This window comes from Actinoplanes sp. CA-051413, from assembly GCF_050955795.1.
Lineage (GTDB): Bacteria > Actinomycetota > Actinomycetes > Mycobacteriales > Micromonosporaceae > Actinoplanes.
Genome location: NZ_CP192100.1, coordinates 1905063 through 1929787, shown reverse-complemented (window position 1 = coordinate 1929787; position 24725 = coordinate 1905063). Strand labels below are relative to the sequence as shown.

Annotated in this window: 25 protein-coding genes and 1 other RNA gene; 10 read left to right on the top strand and 16 right to left on the bottom strand. The window is 70.5% G+C overall.

Going from position 1 to position 24725, the window contains the following annotated elements; genetic code table 11:
- Positions 1 to 3: 3 nt before the first annotated feature.
- Positions 4 to 1167, top strand: a complete 1164-nt coding sequence (locus ACQP2Y_RS09235; RefSeq protein WP_433726367.1) for a low temperature requirement protein A — start codon at positions 4 to 6, stop codon at positions 1165 to 1167.
- Between the two features lie 24 nt (positions 1168 to 1191).
- Here the strand turns inward: ACQP2Y_RS09235 and ACQP2Y_RS09230 are convergent, their stop codons facing one another.
- Both ACQP2Y_RS09230 and ACQP2Y_RS09225 read right to left on the bottom strand, forming a co-directional pair.
- A complete protein-coding gene (locus tag ACQP2Y_RS09230) occupies positions 1192 to 1617 on the bottom strand; it encodes a DUF350 domain-containing protein (protein WP_433726365.1) in 426 nt (141 codons plus the stop codon).
- 83 nt (positions 1618 to 1700) lie between these two features.
- Complete coding sequence (locus ACQP2Y_RS09225; RefSeq protein WP_433726363.1) at positions 1701 to 3053, bottom strand: glutamine synthetase family protein; 1353 nt, start codon at positions 3051 to 3053, stop codon at positions 1701 to 1703.
- A 133-nt stretch (positions 3054 to 3186) separates the two neighbouring features.
- Between ACQP2Y_RS09225 and ACQP2Y_RS09220 the strand changes: the two genes are divergently transcribed.
- From ACQP2Y_RS09220 to ACQP2Y_RS09210, 3 genes are all read left to right on the top strand, one after another.
- A complete protein-coding gene (locus ACQP2Y_RS09220) occupies positions 3187 to 4968 on the top strand; it encodes an NAD+ synthase (RefSeq protein WP_433726361.1) in 1782 nt (593 codons plus the stop codon).
- A 99-nt stretch (positions 4969 to 5067) separates the two neighbouring features.
- Positions 5068 to 5898: a 3-methyl-2-oxobutanoate hydroxymethyltransferase gene (gene panB / locus ACQP2Y_RS09215; protein WP_433726359.1), complete on the top strand. Its 831-nt coding sequence runs from the start codon at positions 5068 to 5070 to the stop codon at positions 5896 to 5898.
- Between the two features lie 49 nt (positions 5899 to 5947).
- Positions 5948 to 6397 (top strand): VOC family protein, encoded by a 450-nt coding sequence (locus ACQP2Y_RS09210; protein ID WP_433726357.1) that lies wholly within the window; start codon positions 5948 to 5950, stop codon positions 6395 to 6397.
- A gap of 111 nt (positions 6398 to 6508) precedes the next feature.
- Here ACQP2Y_RS09210 and ACQP2Y_RS09205 read toward each other — a convergent pair whose 3' ends face one another.
- Entirely contained in the window at positions 6509 to 8041 is a 1533-nt protein-coding gene (locus tag ACQP2Y_RS09205) for an RNB domain-containing ribonuclease (protein WP_433726355.1), read from the bottom strand.
- A gap of 84 nt (positions 8042 to 8125) precedes the next feature.
- Entirely contained in the window at positions 8126 to 8281 is a 156-nt protein-coding gene (locus ACQP2Y_RS09200) for a hypothetical protein (RefSeq protein WP_433726353.1), read from the bottom strand.
- On the opposite strand from ACQP2Y_RS09200, the gene ACQP2Y_RS09195 reads away from it, so the two are divergent.
- On the top strand, positions 8280 to 9659 hold the full coding sequence (locus ACQP2Y_RS09195; RefSeq protein ID WP_433726351.1) for a hypothetical protein: 1380 nt from the start codon (positions 8280 to 8282) through the stop codon (positions 9657 to 9659). The genes ACQP2Y_RS09200 and ACQP2Y_RS09195 overlap by 2 nt on opposite strands.
- Here the strand turns inward: ACQP2Y_RS09195 and ACQP2Y_RS09190 are convergent.
- Both ACQP2Y_RS09190 and ACQP2Y_RS09185 read right to left on the bottom strand, forming a co-directional pair.
- Positions 9656 to 9859, bottom strand: a complete 204-nt coding sequence (locus tag ACQP2Y_RS09190; RefSeq protein WP_360823314.1) for a hypothetical protein — start codon at positions 9857 to 9859, stop codon at positions 9656 to 9658. The genes ACQP2Y_RS09195 and ACQP2Y_RS09190 overlap by 4 nt on opposite strands.
- Positions 9860 to 10003: 144 nt before the next feature.
- On the bottom strand, positions 10004 to 11026 hold the full coding sequence (locus ACQP2Y_RS09185; RefSeq protein WP_433726349.1) for an aspartate-semialdehyde dehydrogenase: 1023 nt from the start codon (positions 11024 to 11026) through the stop codon (positions 10004 to 10006).
- A gap of 111 nt (positions 11027 to 11137) precedes the next feature.
- Between ACQP2Y_RS09185 and ACQP2Y_RS09180 the strand changes: the two genes are divergently transcribed.
- Complete coding sequence (locus tag ACQP2Y_RS09180; RefSeq protein WP_433726347.1) at positions 11138 to 11932, top strand: class I SAM-dependent methyltransferase; 795 nt, start codon at positions 11138 to 11140, stop codon at positions 11930 to 11932.
- Here the strand turns inward: ACQP2Y_RS09180 and ACQP2Y_RS09175 are convergent.
- The 4 genes from ACQP2Y_RS09175 to ACQP2Y_RS09160 form a co-directional block, all read right to left on the bottom strand.
- Positions 11929 to 12543, bottom strand: coding sequence for a M15 family metallopeptidase (locus ACQP2Y_RS09175; protein WP_433726345.1), 615 nt, complete (start codon positions 12541 to 12543; stop codon positions 11929 to 11931). The two genes, ACQP2Y_RS09180 and ACQP2Y_RS09175, sit on opposite strands and share 4 nt — an antisense overlap.
- An 80-nt stretch (positions 12544 to 12623) precedes the next feature.
- Entirely contained in the window at positions 12624 to 13238 is a 615-nt protein-coding gene (locus ACQP2Y_RS09170; protein WP_433726343.1) for a GTP cyclohydrolase II, read from the bottom strand.
- A 90-nt stretch (positions 13239 to 13328) separates the two neighbouring features.
- Positions 13329 to 14474, bottom strand: a complete 1146-nt coding sequence (locus ACQP2Y_RS09165; protein ID WP_433726341.1) for a hypothetical protein — start codon at positions 14472 to 14474, stop codon at positions 13329 to 13331.
- Positions 14475 to 15386: a LysR family transcriptional regulator gene (locus ACQP2Y_RS09160; RefSeq protein ID WP_433726339.1), complete on the bottom strand. Its 912-nt coding sequence runs from the start codon at positions 15384 to 15386 to the stop codon at positions 14475 to 14477.
- An 82-nt stretch (positions 15387 to 15468) separates the two neighbouring features.
- Here ACQP2Y_RS09160 and ACQP2Y_RS09155 point away from each other — a divergent pair, with 82 nt between their 5' ends.
- Positions 15469 to 16734 (top strand): MFS transporter, encoded by a 1266-nt coding sequence (locus ACQP2Y_RS09155; protein ID WP_433726337.1) that lies wholly within the window; start codon positions 15469 to 15471, stop codon positions 16732 to 16734.
- On the opposite strand, the gene ACQP2Y_RS09150 is transcribed toward ACQP2Y_RS09155, so the two are convergent.
- The 5 genes from ACQP2Y_RS09150 to ACQP2Y_RS09130 all read right to left on the bottom strand — a co-directional run bounded on the left by ACQP2Y_RS09150 (position 16670) and on the right by ACQP2Y_RS09130 (position 20877).
- Positions 16670 to 17383 carry a hypothetical protein gene (locus ACQP2Y_RS09150; protein WP_433726335.1) on the bottom strand — a complete coding sequence of 238 codons (714 nt, stop codon included), beginning with the start codon at positions 17381 to 17383 and terminating at the stop codon, positions 16670 to 16672. The genes ACQP2Y_RS09155 and ACQP2Y_RS09150 overlap by 65 nt on opposite strands.
- Entirely contained in the window at positions 17376 to 18290 is a 915-nt protein-coding gene (locus ACQP2Y_RS09145; protein WP_433726333.1) for a threonine/serine dehydratase, read from the bottom strand. The genes ACQP2Y_RS09150 and ACQP2Y_RS09145 overlap by 8 nt, the downstream gene beginning before the upstream one ends.
- Before the next feature lie 9 nt (positions 18291 to 18299).
- Positions 18300 to 19310 carry a type I glyceraldehyde-3-phosphate dehydrogenase gene (locus tag ACQP2Y_RS09140; protein WP_433731850.1) on the bottom strand — a complete coding sequence of 337 codons (1011 nt, stop codon included), beginning with the start codon at positions 19308 to 19310 and terminating at the stop codon, positions 18300 to 18302.
- A 660-nt stretch (positions 19311 to 19970) separates the two neighbouring features.
- The gene (locus tag ACQP2Y_RS09135; RefSeq protein ID WP_433726331.1) at positions 19971 to 20621 is read right to left on the bottom strand and encodes a hypothetical protein; all 651 of its coding nucleotides are present in this window, start codon (positions 20619 to 20621) and stop codon (positions 19971 to 19973) included.
- A 31-nt stretch (positions 20622 to 20652) separates the two neighbouring features.
- Complete coding sequence (locus ACQP2Y_RS09130) at positions 20653 to 20877, bottom strand: hypothetical protein (RefSeq protein WP_433726329.1); 225 nt, start codon at positions 20875 to 20877, stop codon at positions 20653 to 20655.
- 786 nt (positions 20878 to 21663) lie between these two features.
- Between ACQP2Y_RS09130 and ACQP2Y_RS09125 the strand changes: the two genes are divergently transcribed.
- Entirely contained in the window at positions 21664 to 22749 is a 1086-nt protein-coding gene (locus ACQP2Y_RS09125; protein ID WP_433726327.1) for a hypothetical protein, read from the top strand.
- A gap of 91 nt (positions 22750 to 22840) precedes the next feature.
- On the opposite strand, the gene rnpB is transcribed toward ACQP2Y_RS09125, so the two are convergent.
- An RNA gene (gene rnpB, locus ACQP2Y_RS09120) (RNase P RNA component class A) lies at positions 22841 to 23243 on the bottom strand.
- Between the two features lie 203 nt (positions 23244 to 23446).
- Here rnpB and ACQP2Y_RS09115 point away from each other — a divergent pair.
- Entirely contained in the window at positions 23447 to 24199 is a 753-nt protein-coding gene (locus tag ACQP2Y_RS09115; protein WP_433726325.1) for a sulfite exporter TauE/SafE family protein, read from the top strand.
- A gap of 29 nt (positions 24200 to 24228) precedes the next feature.
- Positions 24229 to 24690: a MarR family winged helix-turn-helix transcriptional regulator gene (locus tag ACQP2Y_RS09110; RefSeq protein WP_433726323.1), complete on the top strand. Its 462-nt coding sequence runs from the start codon at positions 24229 to 24231 to the stop codon at positions 24688 to 24690.
- The last annotated feature ends 35 nt before the right edge of the window (positions 24691 to 24725 follow it).

Genomic DNA, 24725 nt, shown 5'->3' with positions numbered 1-24725 from the left:
GCCATGACGGAATCAGCCACCGCCACGCCGGAGTCCGGGGTCCGGGTGTCGACGTTGGAGCTCTTCTTCGACCTCGTCTTCGTCTTCACGATCACCCAGCTGACCGAGACGCTCGCCGAGCACGTCACCCTGGCCACCCTGGGCGACGTGATGCTGATGCTCTTCGTCATCTGGTGGATGTACTCGGGGTACGCCTGGCTGACCAACGCGGTCGCCCCGAACAGCTCCGTCCGGCGCACCCTGCTGCTGGCCGGCATGGCCGGCTTCCTGGTGATGGCCCTGGCGGTGCCCGAGGCCTTCGGCGAGTACGGCTGGCTCTTCGGCGTCAGCTATCTGGTGGTGAACCTGGTCCACTCGGCGCTGTTCCTGCAGGCCGGTCCCGCGGCGCGCAAGGCCATGCGGCAGCTGGCCCCGCTCAACATCCTGGCCGCCCTGCTGGTGCTGACCGGTGGGCTGCTGCCCGAGCCGTACCGGCACCTGTGCTGGATCGCCGCGCCGCTGGTGCAGATCGCCGCCGGTTACGTGCACGACATCGAGATGCACTCGATCCTGGCCGGGCACTTCGTCGAGCGGCACGGCCTGGTGATGATCGTCGCGATCGGCGAGTCGATCGTCGCCATCGGGCTCGGCTTCCGCGGGGTCCACCTCGGCGGCGGCGCGATCCTGGTGGCGGTCCTGGGCCTCTGCATCGCCTACTACCTGTGGTGGATCTACTTCGCCGGCGACAACGACCGCTCCGAGCACGTCCTGGCCGGCACCACCGATCCGCGGCGGCGCGCCCGGCTCGCGCTCGACGGCTGGGGGTACGCGCACTACGTGATGCTGCTCGGCGTGGTCGTGCTCGCCGTCGGCATCAAGAAGACGGTCGGGCACGCCTTCGAGCCGCTGCACTGGGGTGAGGCGATCGCCCTGGCCGGCGGGGTCGCGATCTACCAGCTCGGGCACGCGGGCTTCCTGCTGCGGCTCGGCATCGGCGGCTGGCGGCACCGCGTCGGGGCCGCGCTCATCGTGCTGGCGACCATCCCGCTCGGGCACGTGGTGGCGGTGGCCCAGCTCGCCGCGATCCCGCTGATCATGGCCGCGGCCGCGATCATCGAGGACCTGCCGGGCGTGCGGCGCACCGGCAGCACGGCGATCAGCGACTTCGGGCGTACCCCGGGCTCCTGAGAACCCGGGGAGCCGCCGGCCGGGTCAGGCGATGCAGGCGCAGACGATCAGCGCCGCGCCGAAGTGCGAGGCCGCGCTGACCGTGGCCCCCGGGTGCCGGTCCGGGGTGCAGATGACCTCGCCCAGCTTGCCGGGGGTCATCCAGTCCAGCACCACGAACGCCGCGGCCATGACCGCGATGCCCAGCAGGCCGAAGATCACCGTGGACGCGAGGCCCCGGCCGAACTCGTCGTAGCTGGTGAAGATCGCCGTGAAGACGATCAGCGCGATGCCGAGCTGGTTCGCCGAGAGCAGCAGGGCGGCGTTCGGGTTGCGGTCCACCCAGATCAGGTCCCGCAGCTTGCCCGGGGTCAGCAGGTCGACCAGCAGAAAGCCGACAGCCATCAGCCCGATACCGACCAGGCCGAACACAACGCTGCGCCCGGCACCCTCAAGCAGATCTTCCAGCACGGCTTCTCCCTCGTCACGACGTCAGAGGGCACCGTATCGGACCAGCGCACTCCGGTGATCCACCGCCGGGCCGATTGTGGATATCAGAGTGCGCCGAGGTAGCGCTGACGCTCGTACGGCGTGACCTCGCGACGGTACTGCTCCCACTCCTGCCGCTTGTTGCGCAGGAAGAAGTCGAAGACGTGCTCGCCCAGCACCTCGGGGATCAGCTCCGACTTGGCCATCACGTCGATCGCCTCGGCCAGGTTCTCCGGCAGGGCGTCGTAGCCGGCCGCCTTGCGCTCGGCCGGCGAGAGCGACCAGACGTCGTCCTCGGCGCCCGGGGGCAGCTCGTAGCCCTCCTCGATGCCCTTGAGGCCGGCCCCGAGCATGACCGCGAAGGCCAGGTACGGGTTGGTCGCCGAGTCCAGCGAGCGGACCTCGACCCGGGCCGAGTTGGGCTTGCCGAAGGCGGGCACCCGCACCAGCGCGGAACGGTTCAGCGCGCCCCAGCTCACGAACGCCGGCGACTCGGTGATCCGGTCGGGCAGCTGCATCGGGAAGAGCCGCTTGTAGGAGTTGACCCACTGGTTGGTGACCGCGGTGTACTCCCGGGCGTGCACGAGCAGGCCGGCGATGAACGCGCGGGCCGTCTTCGACAGCTTCAGCGGGTCCTCGCCGTCGTGGAAGGCGTTGCGCTCGCCCTCGAACAGCGACAGGTGCGTGTGCATGCCGCTGCCGGGCTGGTCCGTGTACGGCTTCGGCATGAACGTCGCGCGTACGCCCTGGGAGAGCGCGACCTCCTTGACGACGTGCCGGAAGGTCATGATGTTGTCGGCCGTGGTCAGCGCGTCCGCGTACCGCAGGTCGATCTCCTGCTGGCCGGGGGCGACCTCGTGGTGGCTGAACTCGACGGAGATGCCGATCCGCTCCAGCGCGAGCACGGCCTGCCGCCGGAAGTCGCGGGCGACCGAGTGCGTGGTGTGGTCGAAGTAGCCGCCGCCGTCGACCGGGACCGGCACCGAGCCGTCCAGCGGGCCGTCCTGGACCAGAAAGAACTCGACCTCGGGGTGGGTGTAGAAGGTGAAGCCCTTCTCGGCCGCCTTGGCGAGCATCCGGCGCAGCACGTGCCGCGGGTCGGCCCAGGCCGCGCTGCCGTCGGGCAGCAGGATGTCGCAGAACATCCGGGCGCTCTCGCCGCTGGCGCCGCCCTCGAACGGGAAGACCTGGAACGTGGTGGGGTCGGGCATGGCGACCATGTCGGACTCGGAGACCCGGGCGAAGCCCTCGATGGCCGAGCCGTCGATGCCCACGCCCTCCTCGAAGGCGGACTCCAGCTCCGCGGGCGCCACCGACACGCTTTTGAGCGTGCCGAGCACGTCGGTGAACCAAAGCCGGACAAAACGGATGTCGCGCTCTTCGAGCGTACGAAGCACGAACTCCTGCTGTCGGTCCACGTCAACCCCTCGTACTTGCCGGCGCTCAGTGTCTCCCGGTCCCGTTACGCCGAGATTACGCTGACCATGGCGCACAGCCTGCCCCGGGTAAGGCGCGCTGCGCGCTTCGCCGGCGCTGGGGAAGAATACCGTCATGCCTTCGTTGCGCGTCGCTCTTGCCCAGGTGAACTCCACCGTCGGGGACATCCCCGGCAACGCCGCGGCTGTCCGGCACTGGTCCCGGGTGGCCGCCGACGCCGGTGCCCAGCTGGTCGCCTTCCCGGAGATGATGCTCACCGGCTATCCGATCGAGGACCTGGTGTTCCGGGACTCGTTCGTGCGGGCGTCGCAGGGCGCGCTGCGTACGCTGGCCGCCGACCTGGCCGCGGACGGCCTGGGCGACATCGCCGTGGTGGTGGGTTACGTCGACGCCGACGGCCCGGCGCCGACCAGCGCCGACGCCGTGCCCGGCAGCGGCCGGCGCGACGCGTCCGCGCTGCTCTTCGGCGGCGGGATCGCCGCGACCTACTTCAAGCACCACCTGCCCAACTACGGCGTCTTCGACGAGGACAGGTATTTCGAGCCGGGCGATTCGCTGACGGTGGTGCGCGTCGGCGGCGTCGACGTCGGCCTCACCGTCTGTGAGGACCTGTGGCAGGCCGGCGGCCCGTTCGCCGCGGCCCGGCGGGCCGGCGTCGGGCTGGTCGTCAACATCAACGCCTCACCGTACGAGCTGAACAAGGACGACATCCGGCTGCCGCTGGTCAAGCGCCGGGCGGCCGAGGCGGGCGCGACCATCGCGTACGTGAACATGGTCGGCGGCCAGGACGAGCTGGTCTTCGACGGCGACTCGATGATCGTCACCGCCGCCGGCGAGCTGCTCACCCGGGCCGGCCAGTTCACCACCGAGTTGCTGATCCACGACCTGGAGCTGCCCGAGGCGGACGCGGTCGAGAACGAGCCCGGCCCGGCTCCCGCCGCCGAGGCGCCTCGGGTCGAGGAGCGCACGAACGACGCCATGGGCATCACCCGCGTCACCGTCGCCGGAGCGCTGCGCCCGCTCACCGACGGCCCGGCGGTCGGCGGCATCGCGGACCGGGTCAACGACGAGGCGGAGATCTGGTCGGCGCTCACCCTGGGCCTGCGCGACTACGTGGAGAAGAACGGCTTCCGCTCGATCGTGCTGGGCCTGTCCGGCGGCATCGACTCGGCGGTGGTCGCCGCGATCGCCGTCGACGCGCTCGGCCCGGAACGCGTGGTGGGCCTCTCGATGCCCAGCGGCTACTCGTCCACCCACTCCCGCGACGACGCGGCGGACCTGGCCAAGCGCACCGGCCTGGACTACCGCAGCGAGCCGATCCAGCCGATGGTCGACGCCTTCCTGGCCAACATGTCGCTCTCCGGCCTCGCGGTGGAAAACCTCCAGGCGAGGGTCCGGGGCGTCATCCTGATGGCCCTGTCGAACCAGGAAGGACACCTGGTACTGACGACGGGCAACAAGAGCGAGCTGGCGGTGGGCTACTCGACCCTGTACGGCGATTCGGTCGGCGGTTTCAACCCGCTCAAGGACGTACCGAAGACGATGGTCTGGAAGCTGGCCCGCTGGCGCAACACCCAGGCCGACTCCCCCATCCCGGAGAACTCGATCTCCAAGCCGCCCAGCGCGGAGCTGCGCCCGGGCCAGGTGGACAGCGACTCGCTGCCCGACTACGACCTGCTGGACGCGATCCTGGCCGGCTACATCGACGGCGACCAGGGCCGCGACGACCTGATCGCGGCGGGCCACGATGCGGCGCTGGTGGACCGGGTGCTGCGCATGGTCGACCTGGCCGAGTACAAGCGCCGGCAGTCCGCGCCGGGCACCAAGATCTCCATCAAGGCGTTCGGCCGCGACCGCCGCCTGCCGATCACCAACCGCTTCCGCGAAGGGGTGTGACCGGCTCCACTGAACCCTGACCGGTGCGGCATGCCGGGTGCGACGATTTGGGGCAGACCCGGGGACCGCACACCGCGGCCTCGAGGGAAGGAGACAGAGATGTCCGAGATCCCCACCCTGTACGGGGGCCCCGCCACTCGCCGCGTGCGCACCCGCGACCTGATCGCCGCGAAAGAACGCGGCGACCGCTGGCCGATGCTGACGTCCTACGACCAGTACACGGCCGCGATCTTCGACCGCGCCGGCATCCCGGTCCTGCTGGTCGGCGACTCCGCGGCCAACAACGTCTTCGGCTACGAGACGACCCTCCCGGTCACCACGGAGGAGCTGCTTCCTCTGGTACGCGCAGTGGTCCGCGCGACGAAGACGGCCCTGGTGGTGGGCGACCTGCCGTTCGGCTCGTACGAGGAGGGCCCGACCCAGGCGCTGCGCACCGCGGTCCGCTTCATGAAGGAAGGCGGCGCCCACGCCGTGAAACTTGAGGGCGGCCGCCGCACCGCGGACCAGATCCGGGCGATCACCGGCGCGGGCATCCCGGTCATGGCCCACATCGGCTTCACCCCGCAGAGCGAGCACACCCTCGGCGGCTACCGCGTGCAGGGCCGCGGCAGCGACGCGGAAGAGGTCATCGCCGACGCCCGCGCGGTGGCCGAGGCCGGCGCGTTCGCGGTGGTGCTGGAGATGGTGCCCGGCGAGGTGGCGAAGCAGATCACCAAGGAACTGACGATCCCGACGGTGGGCATCGGCGCGGGCCCGGACACGGACGCGCAGGTGCTGGTCTGGCAGGACATGGCGGGCCTGCGCGAGGGGAAGGCGCCGCGCTTCGTGAAGCGCTACGCCGACCTGTCGGGCATCCTGACCGAAGCGACCAGGCAGTTCGCGGACGAGGTCCGCGGCGGTGAGTTCCCGGCGGAGGAACACACCTTCTGAGCCAGGGGTACGGCCCGGGCAAGATCGGACAAGTGGCAGACTTCCTGCCATGTCCGTTCCTGCCCGAGTCAGCCTGGCCACCCTCGGCGTGGCCGACGTGGCCCGAGCCACCGAGTTCTACGAGTCGCTGGGCTGGCGGCTGTCGACGGCCTCGGTGCCCGGCGTGGTCAGCTTCTTCCACACCGCCGGCGGTCTGCTGTCCCTGGTAGCGACCGACGACATGACGGCGGACGCGGGCCTGCCGACCCGCCAGCCGCCACCGAACCCGGCCGCCGACTTCCGCGGCACAATGCTGGCGATAAACGTGGAAAGCCCAGCGGCGGTGGACGAGGCGCTGCGCTCAGCGGTCCAGGCCGGCGCGACTCTGGTGAAGGCCGGCGGCGCAGCGGAGTGGGGCGGATATCTCGGCTACTTCACGGACCCGGACGGCCACCTGTGGGAGATCACCCACAACCCGGCCTGGCCCCTGGACCAGGCGGGCGTCCCGCAACTCCCCTGATCGGGGGTCTACGACGCAGGCAGATGTCGGCCCTTGCTCGTGGGGCCGTGTGCGTCGCGGCCGACGGGTCGCGGACCCCGGTTCGGGCGCGGCGGGCGGCGGCCTGGTGGGTCAGATTCGTTCAAAGAGGACCTCTCTGGTTTTGGGGTCGGCCTGGGTCAGGCGGACCTGGATGCGATCGCCCAGGGGGAGTTCGCCCACGCAGCGGGCCTGGACGGCCGGTTCGTCGATGGCGACTTTGCCGCCTCGGGGACGGCGGTTGTTCGGCTTGTCGCGTCCGTTCTGCTTCGGGGCCGCCGCCGGCTCGGCCGCATTCGCAGCGGCCTGGTCGTCCGGCTTTGCGGGGGCGGCGTCCTGGCCACCCTTCGCGCCTGCGCGGTCTTCGTCGACGTCGAGGACGCCCGCCTCGAAGGTCTCCCCTACCCGGTGGGCGAGCAGCACCGCTTCGGCGAGGCCCACGGCGCCGCGGTCGGCCGCTGACGCAACCCGGTCGGTCGTCGCCATGCACTTGGGGAGGCGGGGCAGGGCCTCGCGGGCCCACTGCGGCACCTCGCGGCCCTCGTGCAGAGCGAGGCACACTTCCGTCGCGTAGCGGTCGGCCAGGCGGCGCAGCGGTGCGGTCACGTGTGCGTAGGGCGCGCCCACTCCGCCGTGGCCGGTTTCGGCGGGCGTCTCCTGGTCGAAGGCCGTGTAGCCCGCGCCGCGCAGGAGCTCGGCCGCCTGGTTGAGGAAGGCCGCGCCGCGGGGGCTGGCCGGGTCGACGGAGGCTACGACCGCGCCGACGGAGGCGTCGGGAGGCCAGGGGACGTCGAGGGAGGCGGCGGCCGCTCGGAGTTTGGTCACTGCCTCGGGGCGGGCGGGCGGCATGGTGCGGAGGAGCCCGATCTCTCCTTCCAGCATCAGGGTGGCGGCGGCCATGCCGGTGAGCAGGGAGATCTGGGCGTTGTGCTCCTCGACGGCCAGCGGCGCCCGCAGGACCAGCTGCCAGCCGCCGCCGTTCTGCTCGACCTCCTGCTCGGGCAGGGGCAGGTTGACCGCGCCGCGATCGGCTGCGCGGCGGGCCAGCAGCGTGCCCAGCTCGGGCAGCAGGGCGATCGGCTCGGGGGCGGTGCCCGCGTCGACGTCCGCTTGCAGGCCGGCGTAGTCGAGCTTGGCCCGGCTGCGCACCCGCGCTCGCTCCAGGGCGATGCCGGTGATCTCGCCGTCGGCGTCCAGGTCGATGGTCCACAGCACTGCGGCGCGGTCCGCGTCGGGCAGCAGACTGACCGCGCCCTCGCTGAGCACGGGCGGGTGCAGCGGGACCTTGCCGTCCGGGAAGTAGATGGTCTGGCCGCGCACCCAGGTCTCGGTGTCGAGCGCGCCGCCCGGCCGCACATAGGAGGCGACGTCGGCGATCGCGTAGCGCACCCGATAGCCTCCGCCGGGCCGGCGGGTAAGCTCCATCGCCTGGTCGAGGTCGCGCGAGGTGGCCGGATCCACCGTGACGAACGGGATGTCGGTGCGGTCGACGCCCGGCGGTGCGACCCCGGTCGCGGCCTCCTGCGCCTCCCGCATCGCGTCGGCCGGGAACTCGGCAGGTAACTCGAGCTCGCGGCGCAGCACGGAGAAGTCGATGTGTGGCGCCCACACCCGTTTGATCGGCACGGGTCATTCCTACCAGGCCGCACCGACAATTCCGGTACGCAGAAGGGCCGCGCCGTGATCGGCGCGGCCCTGGTGTGCCCGGGTTCAGCGCTTGGCGGTCGCCTTGCGGGCCGAGCCGGCGACGGTGGAGACGCGGCCGTTCCCGGAGAGGCCGCTGTTGCCGGCGGTGGCGGTACGCGCGGCCGCAGCCGAGGCGGGCTTCTTGACCCGGCCGGCGTTGGTGGCCGACGTCTTGGTCATGCCGGCCGGCTTGGCGTTGGCGGCCTTGCCGGCGGTGGTCGTCCGGGCCTTGGTGGCGGCCGCGTTGCCGGTGCTGCGAGCCGCGGCCTTCTTCGCCGCGCCGGCCGAGGTCCTGGCCGCGGCGGCGGACTTGGCGGCGGCCTTGACCGCGGCCGAAGCCTTGCCGGCGGCGGACGTGGCAGTGGTGGCCTTACCCGCAGTCGCCTTACCGGCACCCGACTTACCGGCCCCGGCCTTCGAGGAAGTCGACTTGGCGGCAGCCGACCTGGCGGCGGTCGACTTGGCGGCGGTCGACTTCGCGGCAGCAGACTTAGTGGCGGTCGACTTGGCAGCAGACTTGGCGGCGGTCGACTTAGTGGCGATCGACTTCGCGGCGGTCGACTTGGCCGCCGTCGACTTGACGGCCGAGGACTTCGCCATGGTCTTCGCCGCGGTGGGCTTCGCAGCCGTGGAACGAACCGACGTCCCACCGGCCGAACCCGAACGAGCCGAAGCGGAACGAGCAGAAGCCGACTTGGCCGCCGCTGCCGACTTGCCCGCGGAAGACTTCGCCGTGGTCTTCGCCGCGGTGGACTTCGCAGCCGTGGACTTAGCGGCCGTGGACTTCGCAGCAGCGGACCTGGCGGTCGACTTCGCGGCCGCGGAAGACTTGCCAGCCGCAGACTTCGCAGCCGTGGACTTGGCGGCGACGGACTTCACGGCCGTGGACTTCGCAGCCGCCGAAGACTTCCCAGCCGTCGACTTCCCCGCCGCGGACTTCGCGGAAGTCGACTTCGCGGCGGTGGTGGCCTTGGCACCCGCAGACTTCACAACCGACGACTTGGCACCCGCAGACCGCGCAGCGGTCGACGACTTAGCAGCAGTCGACGACTTCCCGGCCGCCGCGCCAGAACGCGCAGCCGCAGCAGTAACCGGCTTGGCAGCCCCGGAAGCCCGCTTCACAGCGCCCGCCCGAGCCGAAGCCGAAGCCGACTTGGTAGCAGGCGCCTTCTTGGCGGTCGTCTTACTGGCCGGAGCCTTGCTGGCCCCACCGGACTTAGCGGCAGAAACCGGCTTGGCCGCAGGCTTGGCGGCGGCAGCAGCAGCCGAGGTCTTGGGCTTGACCGCAGACCGCACAGCAACCGACTGCCCATTGGCAGAACTAGCAGCAGCAGTCCGCTTGGCAGCGGCAGGCTTGGCAGCAACGGGCTTGGCAGCAGGCTTGGCAGCTGCCGGGGACGCGGCGACCCGCGCGCTTCTGGCGCCGGTCGTGGCGGTCCGGGTCGGGGCCTTCTTGGGCACGGCCATGGGGAAGTTCCTCCTTGCGAATGACTGCGGGCTCGTCTCCGCCTGGAGACTGCAGGATTCCGGCTTGGACACAGGGGTCGAGCCGGCCTAGCTGACCTCCCCGGTCCAGCGGGCGTCCTCGGCATCCCACGTCGCATTGCGCTTCTCGACGGTCTCGAGCGCCCGCGTGGCGTCGTCAGCGGAGGCGTACGGACCGAGCCGGTACTGCGCAGGACACACGTCGTCCCCGGTCTCGACCCGGTTGTGGCGGAGGCACCAGAAGTAGCCGCCGCCGGGCCCACTGTCGTTCATGCAATCACTGTGCACCTCAAATCGACCATGCGCTACCGATTCAGGCAAAAAGCCCGGTTTTTCCATAGTGGATTGTCGAAAAGACTCCCCGAAGGAACGACAAAGCCCGTCCCACCCAAGGGTGGAACGGGCCGGAGCAGGGACTCAGAGCGCGGCGGCCACCAGCTCGGCGACCTGGACCGCGTTCAGGGCCGCGCCCTTGCGCAGGTTGTCGTTGGAGAGGAACAGCGCGATACCGTTGTCGACCGTCTCGTCGGCGCGGATGCGGCCCACGAACGTCGGGTCCCGGCCGGCTGCCTGCAGCGGCGTGGGAACGTCGGACAGCTCCACGCCGGGCGCCGAGGCGAGCAGCTCCCGGGCGCGCTGCGGGCTGATCGGCCGGGCGAAGCGCGCGTTCACCTGGAGCGAGTGACCGGTGAAGACCGGTACGCGCACGCAGGTGCCGGAGACCTTGAGGCCGGGGATGCCCAGGATCTTGCGGCTCTCGTTGCGGAGCTTCTGCTCCTCGTCGGTCTCGCCGAGGCCGTCGTCGACGATCGACCCGGCCAGCGGCAGGACGTTGAACGCGATGGGCTGGCTGAACGAGCGGGGCGCCGGGAACTCGACGGCGCTGCCGTCGAAGGCGAGCTCGGTGGCCCGGTCCGCGACCTTCTTGATCTGGTCGTCGAGCTCGGCCACGCCGGCCAGCCCGGCGCCGGAGACCGCCTGGTACGTCGTGGCGACCAGCGCGACCAGCTCCGCCTCGTCGTGCAGCGGGCGCAGCACCGGCATCGCGGCCATCGTGGTGCAGTTCGGGTTGGCGATGATGCCCTTGGGGCGCTGCGCGATCGCGTCCGGGTTCACCTCCGCCACCACGAGCGGGACGTCCGGGTCCATCCGGTACGCCGACGAGTTGTCGATCACCACCGCGCCCGCCTCGGCGACCTTGGGGGCGTACTCCTTGGAGCTGCCCTTGCCCGCGGAGAACAGGACGATGTCCAGTCCGCGGTAGTCGGCCGTGGCCGCGTCCTCGACGGTCACTTCGCCGTCACCCCAGGACAGGGTGCGCCCGGCGGAGCGGGCGGAGGCGAAGAGCCGGAGCTGGTCTACAGGAAACTGGCGCTCGGCCAGGATGCGGCGCATGACGCCGCCGACCTGCCCCGTCGCGCCTACGATGCCGATCCTCATGGCCACAAAACTACGGCCTGGCTGCCACTACACGAAATCGGGTATTCGCCGTCATCTCAAAATATAGGATTATGCTCCCGAAATGCGAGACGTCGGCATAGCGTTCGCGGCATGGCTGCTGTCTATACCCACGGGCATCACGAATCGGTCCTGCGCTCGCACCGCTGGCGCACCGCAGAAAATTCGGCGGCGTATCTGCTGCCACGGCTGAAATCCGGCGACACCCTGCTGGACATCGGGTGCGGACCCGGCACCATCACCGCTGATCTCGCGACGCAAGTCACACCCGGGCGGGTCACCGCCCTGGAGCCCACCGGGCCGGCGCTGGACCTGGCCCGGGCCGAGATCGCCCGGCGCGGGCTGGACACCGTCGACTTCGCGGTCGGCGACGTGCACGCGCTGGACTTCGCCGACGACACGTTCGACGTCGTGCACGCCCACCAGGTGCTGCAGCACGTCGGCGACCCGGTCACCGCCCTGCGCGAGATGCGCCGGGTCACCAAACCCGGCGGCGTGGTCGCGGTACGCGACAGCGACTACGCGGCGTTCGCCTGGTTCCCCCAGCTGCCGGAGCTGGACGAGTGGTTGGACCTGTACCGCCGGATCGCCCGTGGCAACGGCGGTGAGCCCGATGCCGGACGCCGGCTGCTGTCCTGGGCCCACGCCGCCGGGCTGAGCGACCCGGTCGTGACGTCGAGCACCTGGTGCTTCGCGACGCCGGAGGACCGCCAGTGGTGGGGCGGCATGTGGGCCGACCGCATCCTCAAGTCGGACCTGGCCCGGCAGGCCGCCGAGCAGGGTGCGGACCTGCAGAAGATCTCCGACGCGTGGCGGGCCTGGGCCGCCCACTCGGACGGCTGGATGTCACTGCTGCACGGCGAGCTGCTCTGGCAGAAGCCGGCTTAGACGGACTTCGGCTTGTACGCCCAGTGCCACGGCTCCCGCGGCGTGTTCTCCACGAAGCCGTACTTCTCGCCGTTGGCGCGCATCCACGCCTGCGCCTTGTTGTTCAGGTCGAGGTCGGTGGCCATGCCCCAGCCGTGTTCGCTGGTGCCGGGCTTGGCCGCCAGCCCGCCCTGCGAGTAGAGGCCCTTGCGGCGGGCCACGTCGACCTGCTCGGAGTACGAACGGTAGGAGTCGGTGATCCCGATGGTCACACCCTGCGCCTTGGCATCACTGATCATCTTGTTGAGCGACTCGGCCGCCGGCGCCCACAGCTTGTGGTTGGTGTTGCCCACCTTCTCCAGCGCGTTGGCGGGGATCTTGCCGTTGCCGTAGCCGACCAGCTCGGTCGGGATCCCCTTGCCGTTCAGCGAGTACGACTTGGCCGGGCCCGCGGACGCCGCCGAGGACTGGGTGCCCATGGCGTCCGCGAGCGCGGTGGCGAAGCTGCCGCCCGACGCGGGGTCGGTCGACGTGGCCGACGACGTCTTGGCCGCCGTGGCCTGCTGGGTCTGCATCGCGATCATCCGGCTCTGGATGTCCGCGATCCGGCTGTTGACGGCCTCGATCCCCACAGCGAAATACCTCCGTGCTCCTACGGCATGTCGCCCTACCGTTCGGCGCTCCGGAAATATGACTGAGCGGAAACCGGAAGTCAGACCGCCAGGGGCAGGTCGATGGTGTGCGCGGTGTGCGCGACCTTGGCCTGCAGGTAGCGCACGTTGGCGGCGGAAGCGTGCACGTGGGTCGGCACCACCTCGCGGACGTCGACCCCGAACGACCGCAGCTGGGCCGGTTTGTCCGGGTTGTTGGTGAGCAGATCCACCGGGCCCACACCGAGGGCGGTCAGCATCTGCGCCGCGGCGGTGTAGTCCCGCTCGTCGTCGGCGTGCCCGAGTGCCCGGTTCGCCTCGTACGTGTCCAGGCCCAGGTCCTGCAGCGCGTACGCGTCGAGCTTGGCGTAGAGCCCGATGCCGCGGCCCTCCTGGCGCAGGTAGAGCAGGAAGCCGCCGACGCCGGCGATCCGCTCGACGGCCTCGCGCAGCTGGGGGCCGCAGTCGCAGCGCTCGGAGCCGAACACGTCGCCGGTGAGGCACTCGGAGTGCGGGCGGACGAGCGGCACCTCGGCCCCGAAGGCGTCGCCGAGGGCGAGCGCGAGGTGCTCCTTGCCGTCGGCGAGCCCGTCGAAGGTGATCACCTCGGCCGTGGTGACGTATCCGTCCGCGAACTTCAGCGGCACGGTGACCCGGCTGCGAATACCCAAAGACATGACAGCTCCCTTAGCACTTGACGCTTCAAGCACGGGATTGACCTTACGCCGCACTTGTTAAGGGAACCACGAGCCGAACGTCACAACGGATCAAGAAATACCGGGGGGAATCGGCACCGGCTCCCGCAGTTCGGCGCCCTCGATGCGGTCCCGCAGCTCCAGCTCGACCTCGCTGGTGCGGTCTCCGCGGTTGGGCAGCAGGTTCGTGACCAGGACGATCAGGCACCCGAGCCCGGCGTAGAGGGACAGCACCAGCAGGTGCGCGCCGATCGGGGCGGCCGGGAAATAAAGATTGTCGCGGACCGCCTGCACGCCGGCCCCGGTCGGCAGGTTCTCGCCGAGGAGGCGGCCGAACGCCGGCAGGAACTCGGGCAGGATGCTCGCGCCGGAGATGACCGTGCCCACGGTGAAGTAGAGGCCACCGAGCAGCGCGCCGCCCGGACCGAACAGGGCCACCGCGCCGGCCGTCGAGCCGGTGATCGCCAGCGACATCAGCGCGAAGATGCCGAACATCTCCGGGTGGTCGGCCTCCGCGCCGACGCCGAACCAGGTCATCGACCAGAGCACCACGGCCGCCGAGCCGAGCGCGTACACGATCAGGGTGCTGAGGTGGCCGATGCCGCGCTTCCAGGAGCGCCGGGTGCGCGGGATCAGCCGGCCCAGCCCGACCGAGGCGATGGTGCCGCCCAGCGCGAGCGCCTGGGTGAGGAAGCCGAGCGAAGCGCCGTTGACGTCGTCGGCCGGCAGCGCCACCACGTCGGTGACCGCCGGGGCCGCGGCGAGTGCCCGTGCCTGCTCGACCGAGATCGTGTCGCCCTGCCCGGCCAGAGCCGCGAGCTGCTCGGCGTTCTGCTGGCCGACGACCGAGGTGTAGGTGGCGCGCAGCAGACTCGCGGCGGCGGGACCGGCGGCGGAGGCGAGATACAGGTGCGGTTGCGCGGCGCTCGCGTCGACCCCGCCGTACACCTCGCGGCTCTTGATCCCGGCCCGCAGGTCCGTGACGTTGGCGTAGTCGCTCACCGCGAAGACGCCGTCGCGCTCCAGCAGCTCGACGATCGGCGCCCGCTTGGCGTCCGGCGCGATCAGGCCCACCGGTACGTCGTGCGGGGTGGCCTTGTGGCCCATGCCCAGGTAATAGGCGGTCAGGCCCAGCTGCACCGCCACGCCGACGAGGCAGACCACCAGGGCGAACCGGCGGAACTGGCGAACCGACTGGATCTGCTGGTCGGAGGACATTCACCCAGCATCGCGGAGAGCGCCGGGCGGGCGCAGGTGATCGTCGATCATGCCGAGCAGGGCCCGCGCGGCCGCGCCCGGCGCCCGGACCGCCGAGGTGGCGACCCCGAGCGGCCAGTCCAGGTCGGCGTCCGCGACCGGCACGACCACAAGATCCACTTCATCCGGTACGGCGAAACGCGGCAGGATCGCGATGCCCAGCCCGTGCCGCACGAAGCCCGCACCGGTGCTGATGTCGACCACCTCCAGCGACACGTGGCGCTGCAACCCGGCCGCCGCGAACGCCCGGTCCACCACCGTGCGGTTGCCGTAGCCGACCGGGAAGTCCACGAACTGCTCGCCGGCCAGGTCCTCGACCCGCACCTCCGGCCGTCCGGCGAGCCGGTGACCGGCCGGGAGCACCAGTTCCATCGGGCGCCACAGCAACTGCCGCAAGTGGACCCCGGCCGGCGGGCGCCCGGGCACCGAGACCATCGCCAGGTCCAGGCGGCCGTCGGTGAGCGCGTCGACCAGGCCGCCGGAGCCCCGGGTGGACACGGTCAGTTGCAGGGTCACGGCGGGGTGGGTCCGGTGGAAGCGGCCCAGCAGCGCCGGCAGGTCGACGAGCCCGATCGCGGTCAGCGTGCCGATCCGTACGGTGCCGCGCAGTCCGCCGCGGACCTCGTCCACCGCGTCCCGGGCCGCCCGGGCGGCGTCGAGTGCGGCCCGGGCCCGGGGCAGCAGTGCGGCACCGGCGTCGGTGAGCGCGACCCGCTTGGACGTGCGTTCCAGCAGCGGCGCGTCCAGTTCGTGCTCCAGCGCCTTGATCGCCGCGGAGACGCCGGACTGCACGACGTGCAGGCGGGTGGCGGCCCGGGTGAAGCTGCCCTCCTCGGCGACGGCGACGAAGTAGGCGAGGTGACGAAGCTCCATACCCGCAACTATCGCATTCGGTGATAGGTACGAGCAGGAACCTTCGTTGGACATGATGCTTGCCGCGACGCACTGTGAGGACATGACCGTTACTGCCCCATCCCAGTCGCCGCAGGTCCGTCAGGGCTCCGCCCGGCACGGCACCGGCTTCTGGCTGATCGCCGCCGTCTTCGCGATCTCGATGGCGTTCTCCGCCGTGCCCACCCCGCTCTACCCGCTCTACCAGCAGCAGGACGGCTTCTCCCCGTTCACCGTGACGGTCGTCTTCGCCGTGTACGCGGTCGGCGTCGTCACCAGCCTGCTGCTCGCCGGCCACGTCTCCGACTGGGTGGGCCGCAAGCGCGTCCTGCTGCCGGCCCTGGCCCTGGAAGCCGTCGCCGCGGTGCTGTTCCTTCTCTGGCCGGCCCTGCCCGGACTGCTGATCGCCCGGTTCGTCACCGGCCTCGGCGTCGGCATGATCACCGCCACCGCCACCGCGTACCTGCTGGAACTGCACGTCGCGCACCGGCCGCACGCCGGGCGGGGACGCTTCGAGCTGATCTCCGCGGCGGCCAACCTCGGTGGGCTGGGCACCGGCACCCTGGTCGCCGGGGCGCTGGCGCAGTTCGTCGACGCTCCCCTGCGTACCCCGTACCTCGTCTTTCTGGTCCTGCTCGCGCTCAGCGCGGTCGCCGTCGCGGCCACGCCCGAGACGGTGGTCGCGCCCGCCGTCGCACCCCGCTACCGGCCGCAGCGGATCCGGGTCGCCGCCGCCGACCGGCTGGGTTACGCGGTCGCCGCGGCCGGCGCGTTCGCCGGCTTCGCGGTCTTCGGCCTGTTCACCTCGCTGGCGCCCAGCTTCGTCGCCGGCTCGCTGCACCACCCCGGCCGGCTGCTCGCCGGCGTCGTGGTGTTCCTGGTCTTCGGAGCCGCGGCCGCCACCCAGGCCGGCTCGACGCTGCTCAGCCCGGCCCACCGGTTCACCGCCGGCCTGGCCGCCGAGGCTGCCGGGCTCGTCGTGCTCGGCGCCGGGATGCACCTGTCCTCGCTGGCGCTGTTCCTGCTCGGCGGCGCGGTCGCCGGTGGCGGCGCGGGCCTGCTCTTCAAGTCCGCGGTCGGCGCCGTCGCGGCGATGGCCGAGCCCGCGGTCCGCGGCGAGGCCCTGGCCGGGCTCTTCCTCATCGCCTACCTGGGCCTGATCGGCCCGGCGCTGGGCCTGGGCATCGCGACCCACTTCCTGCCGGCGACCACCGCGATGCTGTGGTTCAGCGGGGTGCTGCTGGTCCTGCTGGGCGTGACCGCGGTCAGCTCCCGAGTGCCCGGTCCAGCTCGGCGAAAAGCCGCTCCGGAGGGTCCGGCTCAAGCTTGATCCAGAGGGCGCGGCCTGCCTGCCAGGCCGCGCTCACATCTTCATGGGTACGCGAGAGCGCCGCGATCGGGGCCGCGCTGAGCTCGGCCTCGGCCTGCCGCGACGGGGTGAGCCAGTGCTCGGTGCGGCCCTCGGCCAGCCGGGCCATCCACAGCAGATGGCGCTGGGCGTGCGCGAGGGCGTCCCGCTGCCGCAGCACCTCACCGCGCTGCCCGACGTGATGGGCGAGCAGCAGCCAGTTGGCAAAGCGACCGCAGACATCCGCCGTACGGTCCGTGACGCCTTGCGGGCGTGACTGCTCCAGCAGACCGTGTCTGTCGACGACCGGCACGATGTCGCAGGCCGGCCAGTCGCGGACGGAAGCGATGTCCGCGGTGCCGGCGAAGTGGAACTCGCCGCGGATCAGCCCCGGGAAGAACGCCACGTGCGCGCCGAACTCGTTGCGGACCAGGTGGGTGACCGGGCTGACCAGCTCGATCCAGGCCCGCGGGTCGGTGGGCACGGCGGTGAAGAACATCCAGAACTCGATGTCGCTGTGCTCGTCGGCCGTGCCGTCGGCGAACGAGCCGTACATCAGGGCGGCCTCGACCCGGCTGTCGGCGCGGCACACCTCCCGCACCCGCTCGATGAGGCGGACCTGCTCAAGCAAGGTCGGCCGGATTCGTGTTCGCGCCGCAGAGCAGCACCACGACCCGCTCCCCCGGCTCCGGCACGTAGGCGCCCGAGGTCAATGCGGCCTGCGCGGCGGCGGTGCCGTGCTCGACGACGATCCGATAGTCCTCCCACAACTGCCGCCGGGCCTCCACGATCGCCTGATCGTCGACCAGCACAGACGGCAGCTGCGCCGCAACGGCCGTCTCGTAAGCGATCGTCCCGACCCGCCGGGCGCCCAGGGCGTCGGACGCCACCCCGGAGACCGGGATGTCCACCGGGCCACCGGCATCGAGGGCCGCGTGCAGGGCTGCGGTGGTGACCGGCTCGACGGCGACGACGCGGGCCCGGTCGTGCAGGGCGGCGGCGACCCCGGCGATCAGGCCGCCCCCGCCGACCGCCACCAGCACGGTGTCGAAGCCGTCCGGCAGCTGCTCGGCGAGCTCCAGCCCGAGGGTCCCGTTGCCGGCCACCATGTCCGGATCGTCGTAGGCGTGACAGAACAGTGCCCCGGTCACCTCGGCCTGCACGACTGCGGCCTCGTACGCCTCCGCGTACTCGTGGCCGACCTGGACCACCCGGGCGCCGAGCTTGGCCAGCTTCGCCACCTTGACCGGCGGGGCCGTGACCGGCACGTAGATCTCGGCGGCCACGCCCAGCTCGCGGGCCGCGTACGCCGCGGCGAGGCCGGCGTTGCCGCCGGAGGCCGCGATGACGCCCGCCGCCGGCAGCCCGTGCTCGGCCGCGGCGAGAATCCGGTTGAACATGCCCCGGGTCTTGAAGGACCCCGCGTGCTGCAGGAACTCGAGCTTCAGCAGTGCCGGCCCGTCCCGGAACACCGGGGTGCGCCTGATCCGCCCGGCGATGCGGCGCGCCGCGATCTCGACCTCACTGGTGGCAATCACCGATCAGTTCTACACGACGCCGGACCGGTACGGGGCCCCCACCGGTACGGCCTCACGTTCCCCCATCAGGCGCGCCAGATCCAGCAGCCGGTGCGAGAAGCCCCACTCGTTGTCGAACCAGCCGCGCACCTGCACGCCGCCGTCGGCGCTGGTCTGGGTGCCGGACGGGTCGAACAGGCAGGACGCCGGGTTGTCCCGGACGTCCACCGAGACCGTCGGATCGGGCTCGTAGTCGAGCACCCCGCCGAGGAAGCCCGCCGCCGCCTCGGCCATCGCCCGGTTGATCTCGTCGCGGCTGACCGGCCGGTCGGTGAAGCCGGTCAGCTCGGCCAGCGAGCCGATCGGGGTGGGCACGCAGTAGTAGCTGTAGCGCACCTTGCCGAGCTGCGGCAGCGCGACACTGAGCAGGTCACCGGCGACGTGATTGTGCGGGATGATGCTGTCGTGCATCGCCCGGCCCAGCCGCGGGTCGTCGCGCGAGGAGCCGGTGAGGGAGTCCTGCGCCTTCTGCCAGCCCTGGATCGCCAGCACGACCGAGGTGTGCACCGAGCGCAGGCCGAAGCGTTCCAGCAGGACCTTGGCCATCACCGACAACGCGTTGACACCGCAGGAGGCGGGCGAGACGACGTCGTGGCGGGCGGGGTCGTACAGCTCGTGGTTGGCCCCGTAGACCAGCACCGCGTCGGGGTCGTCGGCCGAGGCGCTGATGACGACCTTGCGGGCGCCGCCGCCGGTGATGTGGTCCCGCGCTCCGGCGCCGCTGCGGAACCGGCCACTGGCCTCGATGACCACGTCGACGCCGGCCTCGGCCCACGGGATGCGGCTCGGCTGCGACTCCTGGAACACCCAGATCGGGCGATTGTTGACGATGAGCTGGCCGGGGGCGGCGGCCACCGTTCCGGGGAATCTTCCGCGCACGCTGTCGCGTTTGAGGCCGTATGCCAAACGGTCGACCGGAGCGATGTCGTTAATGGCGGCGACGGTGATTCCCGTGTCCGCTGAGGCACCGACAATACGCATCACACTGCGGCCGATCCGACCGAAACCGTTGATGCCGATCGCGATACTCACCAAGAACTCCCTACGGCCGGATGGTCGACGGACGTACCGTGGCGCGACCGTACCGGGATCCTACCCAGTGAGCACCCGCCGTCACCCTTCAGACACTATGAGTGTGCAAGTTGCACGTCAACCGGAGCGGGCAGAGGAGAAACTCACAAGCCGGGCACCCGGTGAGGCGTTCCGGCCGAGCAGTCTACTCACCCGCGGGTCCGCACTGGACAGTGCCGACCACCTGCGGATACTTGCCCTCCGGCAAACGGCTTACCCGACCTGACCTGCCCACTTGAGTAACCGGGCCGGCTCACCGCCACCCGGCCCCCGCCCACCGCGGCGCTCACCACACATCGGACGGTTCCGTGAATAAGCGCAGGTGAAGGGCATCGAATCGGTACGATGACGACCCCGGTATAGCGGCGCATTTACCGCCCGATTTTGATCGTCAACTCTTTCGATGGTCGGCCGGCCCGTCGACCATTCAAACCCGGCCTGACCGACGACCCCGGCCAACGATCCGCTGGCCCGACCGGCAAGCCGTTCTCCGACGATTGTCGCCGGCCCGGTCGGCACCAGTGGCCGGGCCGGTCACCGAAATTGGCACAGTTCATTCATGCTGCGATGTCAGTTGCCGCTACCACAACCGCCGCCACCACAGCTACCGCCGCCACAGCCACCGCCGCCACCGCCGCCGTAGCCGTCCCCGGACATGCCATCGGCGCCGGATCCGCCTCGCTTGAGATCCCACCGGCGGCCGGTGAGGGCCTTACCGGTGCCGCCGAGATGCTGCAGGCAGACGATGCCCTCGAGCTCGTAGCAGATGCCGCGGCCGCCGCAGTCGGCCAGATAGCGCCGCCCACCCGCGACGGCGACCTCCCGGTCGACCCGGAACAACGCGGGCAGCAGCCCGGCCTCGCGCGGCTCGTCCTCCTGCGCGAACCGGAAGGTAGCGGCCAGCTCCCCGGGCCGGCTCTCGGCGGCGGGCATAGCCGGACGCCCGAGTGCTGTGACACAGAAGTCCGCGTACTCCCGGGTGTGCAACTGAAACTCCCGGCAGAACTCATCGACGATCACGGACGGCATGGCCAGCCGCGCCTTCGGATGCCGGGCGGCGAGCCGGAACCACTGCCGGGCCGCGGCCTCAACCGACCGGACGGCATCACCGGACAGCTCCCCGTGCCGGAGCGCGAACCGCTGCCGCACCCCGCTGGGGAACTCGTACGCGTCGACCGCGGAGACCCGCCGGCCGCTCTGCCGTACCCGGAAAACCGCCATGCACCCAGCGTGAGCCCACGCCGGGCCGGCGTCAACGATCCTGACTGTCCGGTGGCGGCAGGAGGTCGGCCCGCCGCTCGATGTCCATGGCCTGCCGGGTGACCTCATCGCCGAGCCGATGCAACCGCCGCCGAGTCTCGGCATCGGGAGAATCCTCGGCGCTCTCATGCAGGATGGCCTCGCTGCGCTCGAGCGCCTCGGCGGTCTCATGCATCGCCGTGGCGGTGCCTCGCTTGTCCTTCTGGTTCGCGGTCACGGACCGGTTCATACCCGCTCGGCCTCTCCCACAAGCCTCTACGGCCGACGCTGAGCCGGAATCCTGAGGTCGGCGACAACGCCGTAATGGTCACTGACGGTATTTTCGGGCTGATCGAAGGCCAGCGCACAGTCGGTGACGGCGAGCGTGGGCCCGCCGTGCTCACTGCACCCGACGAGGATGTAGTCGATGCGCCGGAAGGGCCAGTCCCAGTCGGCGGCATACGGATTGCCGGGGACGAAGGTGTGGCCCGGCTCGGTGGGGCGGGCGCTCTCCCCGGCGTCGCGATAGCAGACGCTGAGCCCGTCGAGGGCGTGGCGGCCCGTCCACGGTCGGAAAGGTCATTGGCCAGCTACATCCACCCAAGCGGCTCGGCGCCAGGATCTCGGCGATCAGGCAGGTGCCGGCGAAGCCGGTGGTACGAGAGGGGTCAGATGCAGGTCGACTGCCACCGGCCCATCCTTGCCAAAGATGGGAATGCTTCTCGGGTGGCCGCTCCTGGGCATCCATCCAATGCTTCAATGTCCTACTGTGGGTCTTCAGGATCGTCCAAGAGCGACGAGGGGCTCAATGTCGCCGAAACCAGATCCTCACGCGCGTGAGACTCAGCGCTTGTGGTTGCTCGCAATGGGTCTCCGACGGAACTGGGACCTTCGACGCATAGGGCTGCGAAGGCGGATCACTTACTACGGCGCAGTGATAGGGCTCGTCCTCGGCCTGGCCGGGATACTCGCGGGTACCGCCAGCTTGAGCTGGGGATATGGCGTCGGGTTGGCAGGAGTCGCATTGTCGGTTGCGCTCCTGGTGCCGGAGTGGATCCGCGTCCGTCGGTCGACCATCGCCATGGTTCCTTCCACCCTGCCGACGGTTCATTCGACAGAGGCAGGAAGCGAATTGGTGCAACTGCCGTACAGCGGCACGCGCAGTGGCAGTGAACTCGCTGTCGTGTGGAACGCCGTCGACAACGCCTTGCCCACCTCACCCGCGAAATGCAGCTTCAGTCCTCAGCAGAGACAGCTGCCTGGCCGCATCAGTCGACTCGCCCACGAGATCCTGACCTTGCGGGCAAAATCCCAGAACACCTTCAATGGAAAGCTGGTGCGTCAGGACGACGACCTCGACGGTGACCTGCTCATGGACGGCGGCACGGTCCGGCTGAGCCGAACCGACTACTTCAGCATGATGTGCTCCAACTACCTGACCGGGTGGCAGGTCCTCGACCGGCAGACCGGCAGCGAGCTGGTCGACGGCGGAAAGCTCATCATCCGTGACGGCAAGATCATCCCATTGACCGACAGCTGGCAGGCCAACGCAATCGGCGTGTCGACTCTGGCCTTCACCTCTGACGGCAAGTTGGTCCTCACCCTTCAGGGAGCCCGCTCAGCGTCCGAGCCCGGACTGTTCGCGCCGGCCGGGTCGGGGTCCGTCGACCTTCGAGATGTCAAACGGCATCGCGGCGGCCAACGCGCCCTGGTCGAATTCCTGGCGTGCGCCATGCAGCGCGAACTCGTGGAAGAATCCAACATCCGCTATCACGACATCGCCTGGACCGAAGTACTAGGATATTTTCGCTGGCTGAACAAGGGAGCCAAACCCGAATACGTCGGTGTAACGCTGCTCAAGCTCAGCGCAGATGAGCTCTTCGGACGCGACGTCCGCCTCGTCGAGACGCCATTCGTTCAGCGCCTTGAATTCGACGGCAAGCTCGACCTCGCAGAACTACGCCGAGATCCAGCAAGCCTCCTGGCGCTGGAAGACCGCTTTCGCGACCAGGTGTCCATGCCGCTCTATATGGGCCTCCGGGCCCTAGGGCGAGCGTTGGGACGGGGCGACGAGATGGCTCTTCGCTTGTCTGCCTTGACACCACTCTGACTTTGCGCCGGCCGCGTCCATCGTCAGCTCAGGACCTGCACCCGGGCTTCCGATATGTGGACACACAATGCCGGTTCGGCCAGGTGGGCGACGGACGAGTCGACCTGTACGCCGGATTTTGTGCGCGACGGCCTCGCGGCCGCCGGCGGCGGTCATCCATCTAGGCGTGCCGTTGCCGACATGCTCTTGCGGCCTACCCGCAGACTCGGGCGAGCAGCCCTCGAATGCCTGCGCCGGCCCCCGCCTCGCGGCGGTGACCTTGCTTGGCCTTGCTCCGGGTGGGGTTTACCGAGCCACCCCGGTCGCCCGGGGTGCTGGTGGGCTCTTACCCCACCGTTTCACCCTTACCGGCACGAGGCCGGCGGTCTCTTCTCTGTGGCACTTTCCCGCGGGTCACCCCGGGTTGCTGTTAGCAACCACCCTGCTCTGTGGAGTCCGGACGTTCCTCGGCGGTGCTCCCGGAGGAACACCGACGCGACCGCCCGGTCGACTCGTCCGTCGCATGACCATCCTACCGACGCCAACGACGACCCCGCGGGCGACGGACCGAAAGCCGCCCCGGGCCCGGCCGGGCCGGCCAACAACCCGGCCGGTGCCCGGCCTCGGCGGCCATGACCCGGCCGAACCAGGATCCCAACCACACACCCGGGCCTCGAACCAGCACCCCCAACCCCCGGCCCGTAGATTCTTCGGCATCATGGATCTCGCCCACATCGTGCTGCTGGTCGCCGCCGGTCTCGCCGCCGGCGTGGTCAATGCGATCGCCGGTGGCGGCTCGCTGATCACTTTCCCCAGCCTCATCGTCGTCGGCCTTCCCTCGGTCGACGCCAACGTCACCAATTCCACCGCCGTCTTCCCCGGCTACGTCTCCAGCGTCGTCGGCAGCCGCGCCGACCTCACCGGCCAGGGACGGCGGCTGCGGGCCATCGTCCCCACCGCCCTGGTCGGCGCCACCCTCGGCTGCTTCCTCCTCCTCGGCACGCCCGCCCGCGCCTTCGAGGTCGTCGTGCCGTTCCTGGTGCTCGGCGCCGCGGCCATCCTCTTCTTCCAGGATCGGCTGCGGGCGTTGGTCGGGCGGTCGACCGGCGAGAAGAAGGTCACCCTTCAGATCGTCGTCTTCGTCGGGGCGGTCTACGGGGGGTATTTCGGCGCCGCGCTGGGGGTCATGTACGTCGCTGCGCTTGCTTTGGTGCTGGACGAGACGTTGAATCGGATCAACGCGCTCAAGAATGTGCTTTCCGCCGGTGTCGGGCTGGTCACCGTGGTGGTTTTCGCGTTCTTCGCGCCGGTGCACTGGGGTGCGGTGCTCGCCGTCGCCCCGGCCACCGTTGTCGGCGGCTATGTGGGGGCGCACATCGCACGCCGGTTGCCCGCGCGGGTGCTGAAAGTGCTGATCGTCACCTTTGGGACCGTTGTCGGGCTCATCCTGTTGTGGCGGGCATTTCGCTGAAGAGTAGAAGCAGTACCGGGGAAGGACAGATGGCGGACGACGACTCGGCTCTCAGGGTCATCGAGACCCAGGTGGCCATGCTCATGCGGCTCGGTGAGGCCACCCGCCGTTCCGCGCCGCGGCCGCACCGTGCGCTCGACCGCGCCGCGTACGTGATTCTGCGCTTCCTGCAGGAGGCCGGCCCGCAGAATGTCTCCGCCGTCGCCACCCGCCTCAATCTGGACGGTTCCACGGTGACCCGGCAGGTCGGCGGCCTGCACCGCGACGGCCTCGTCGTGCGTACGCCTGATCCGCTGGACGGCCGCGGCAGTGTCGTGGCCGCCAGTGAGCGGGGCCTTGCGCAAGTGGACGCCGTGAGCAAGGCCCGCCGCGAGGTCTATGACGAGGTGCTGCGGGACTGGACCGCCGACGAGCGCCAGGAGCTGGCCGGCATGTTGGAGCGGCTGACCCGGGACATGGACGCGTACCTGAAAGGCCGCGGCCCCGGATAGGACATCCGGGGCCGCGGATCGCGAGCGGGTCACGG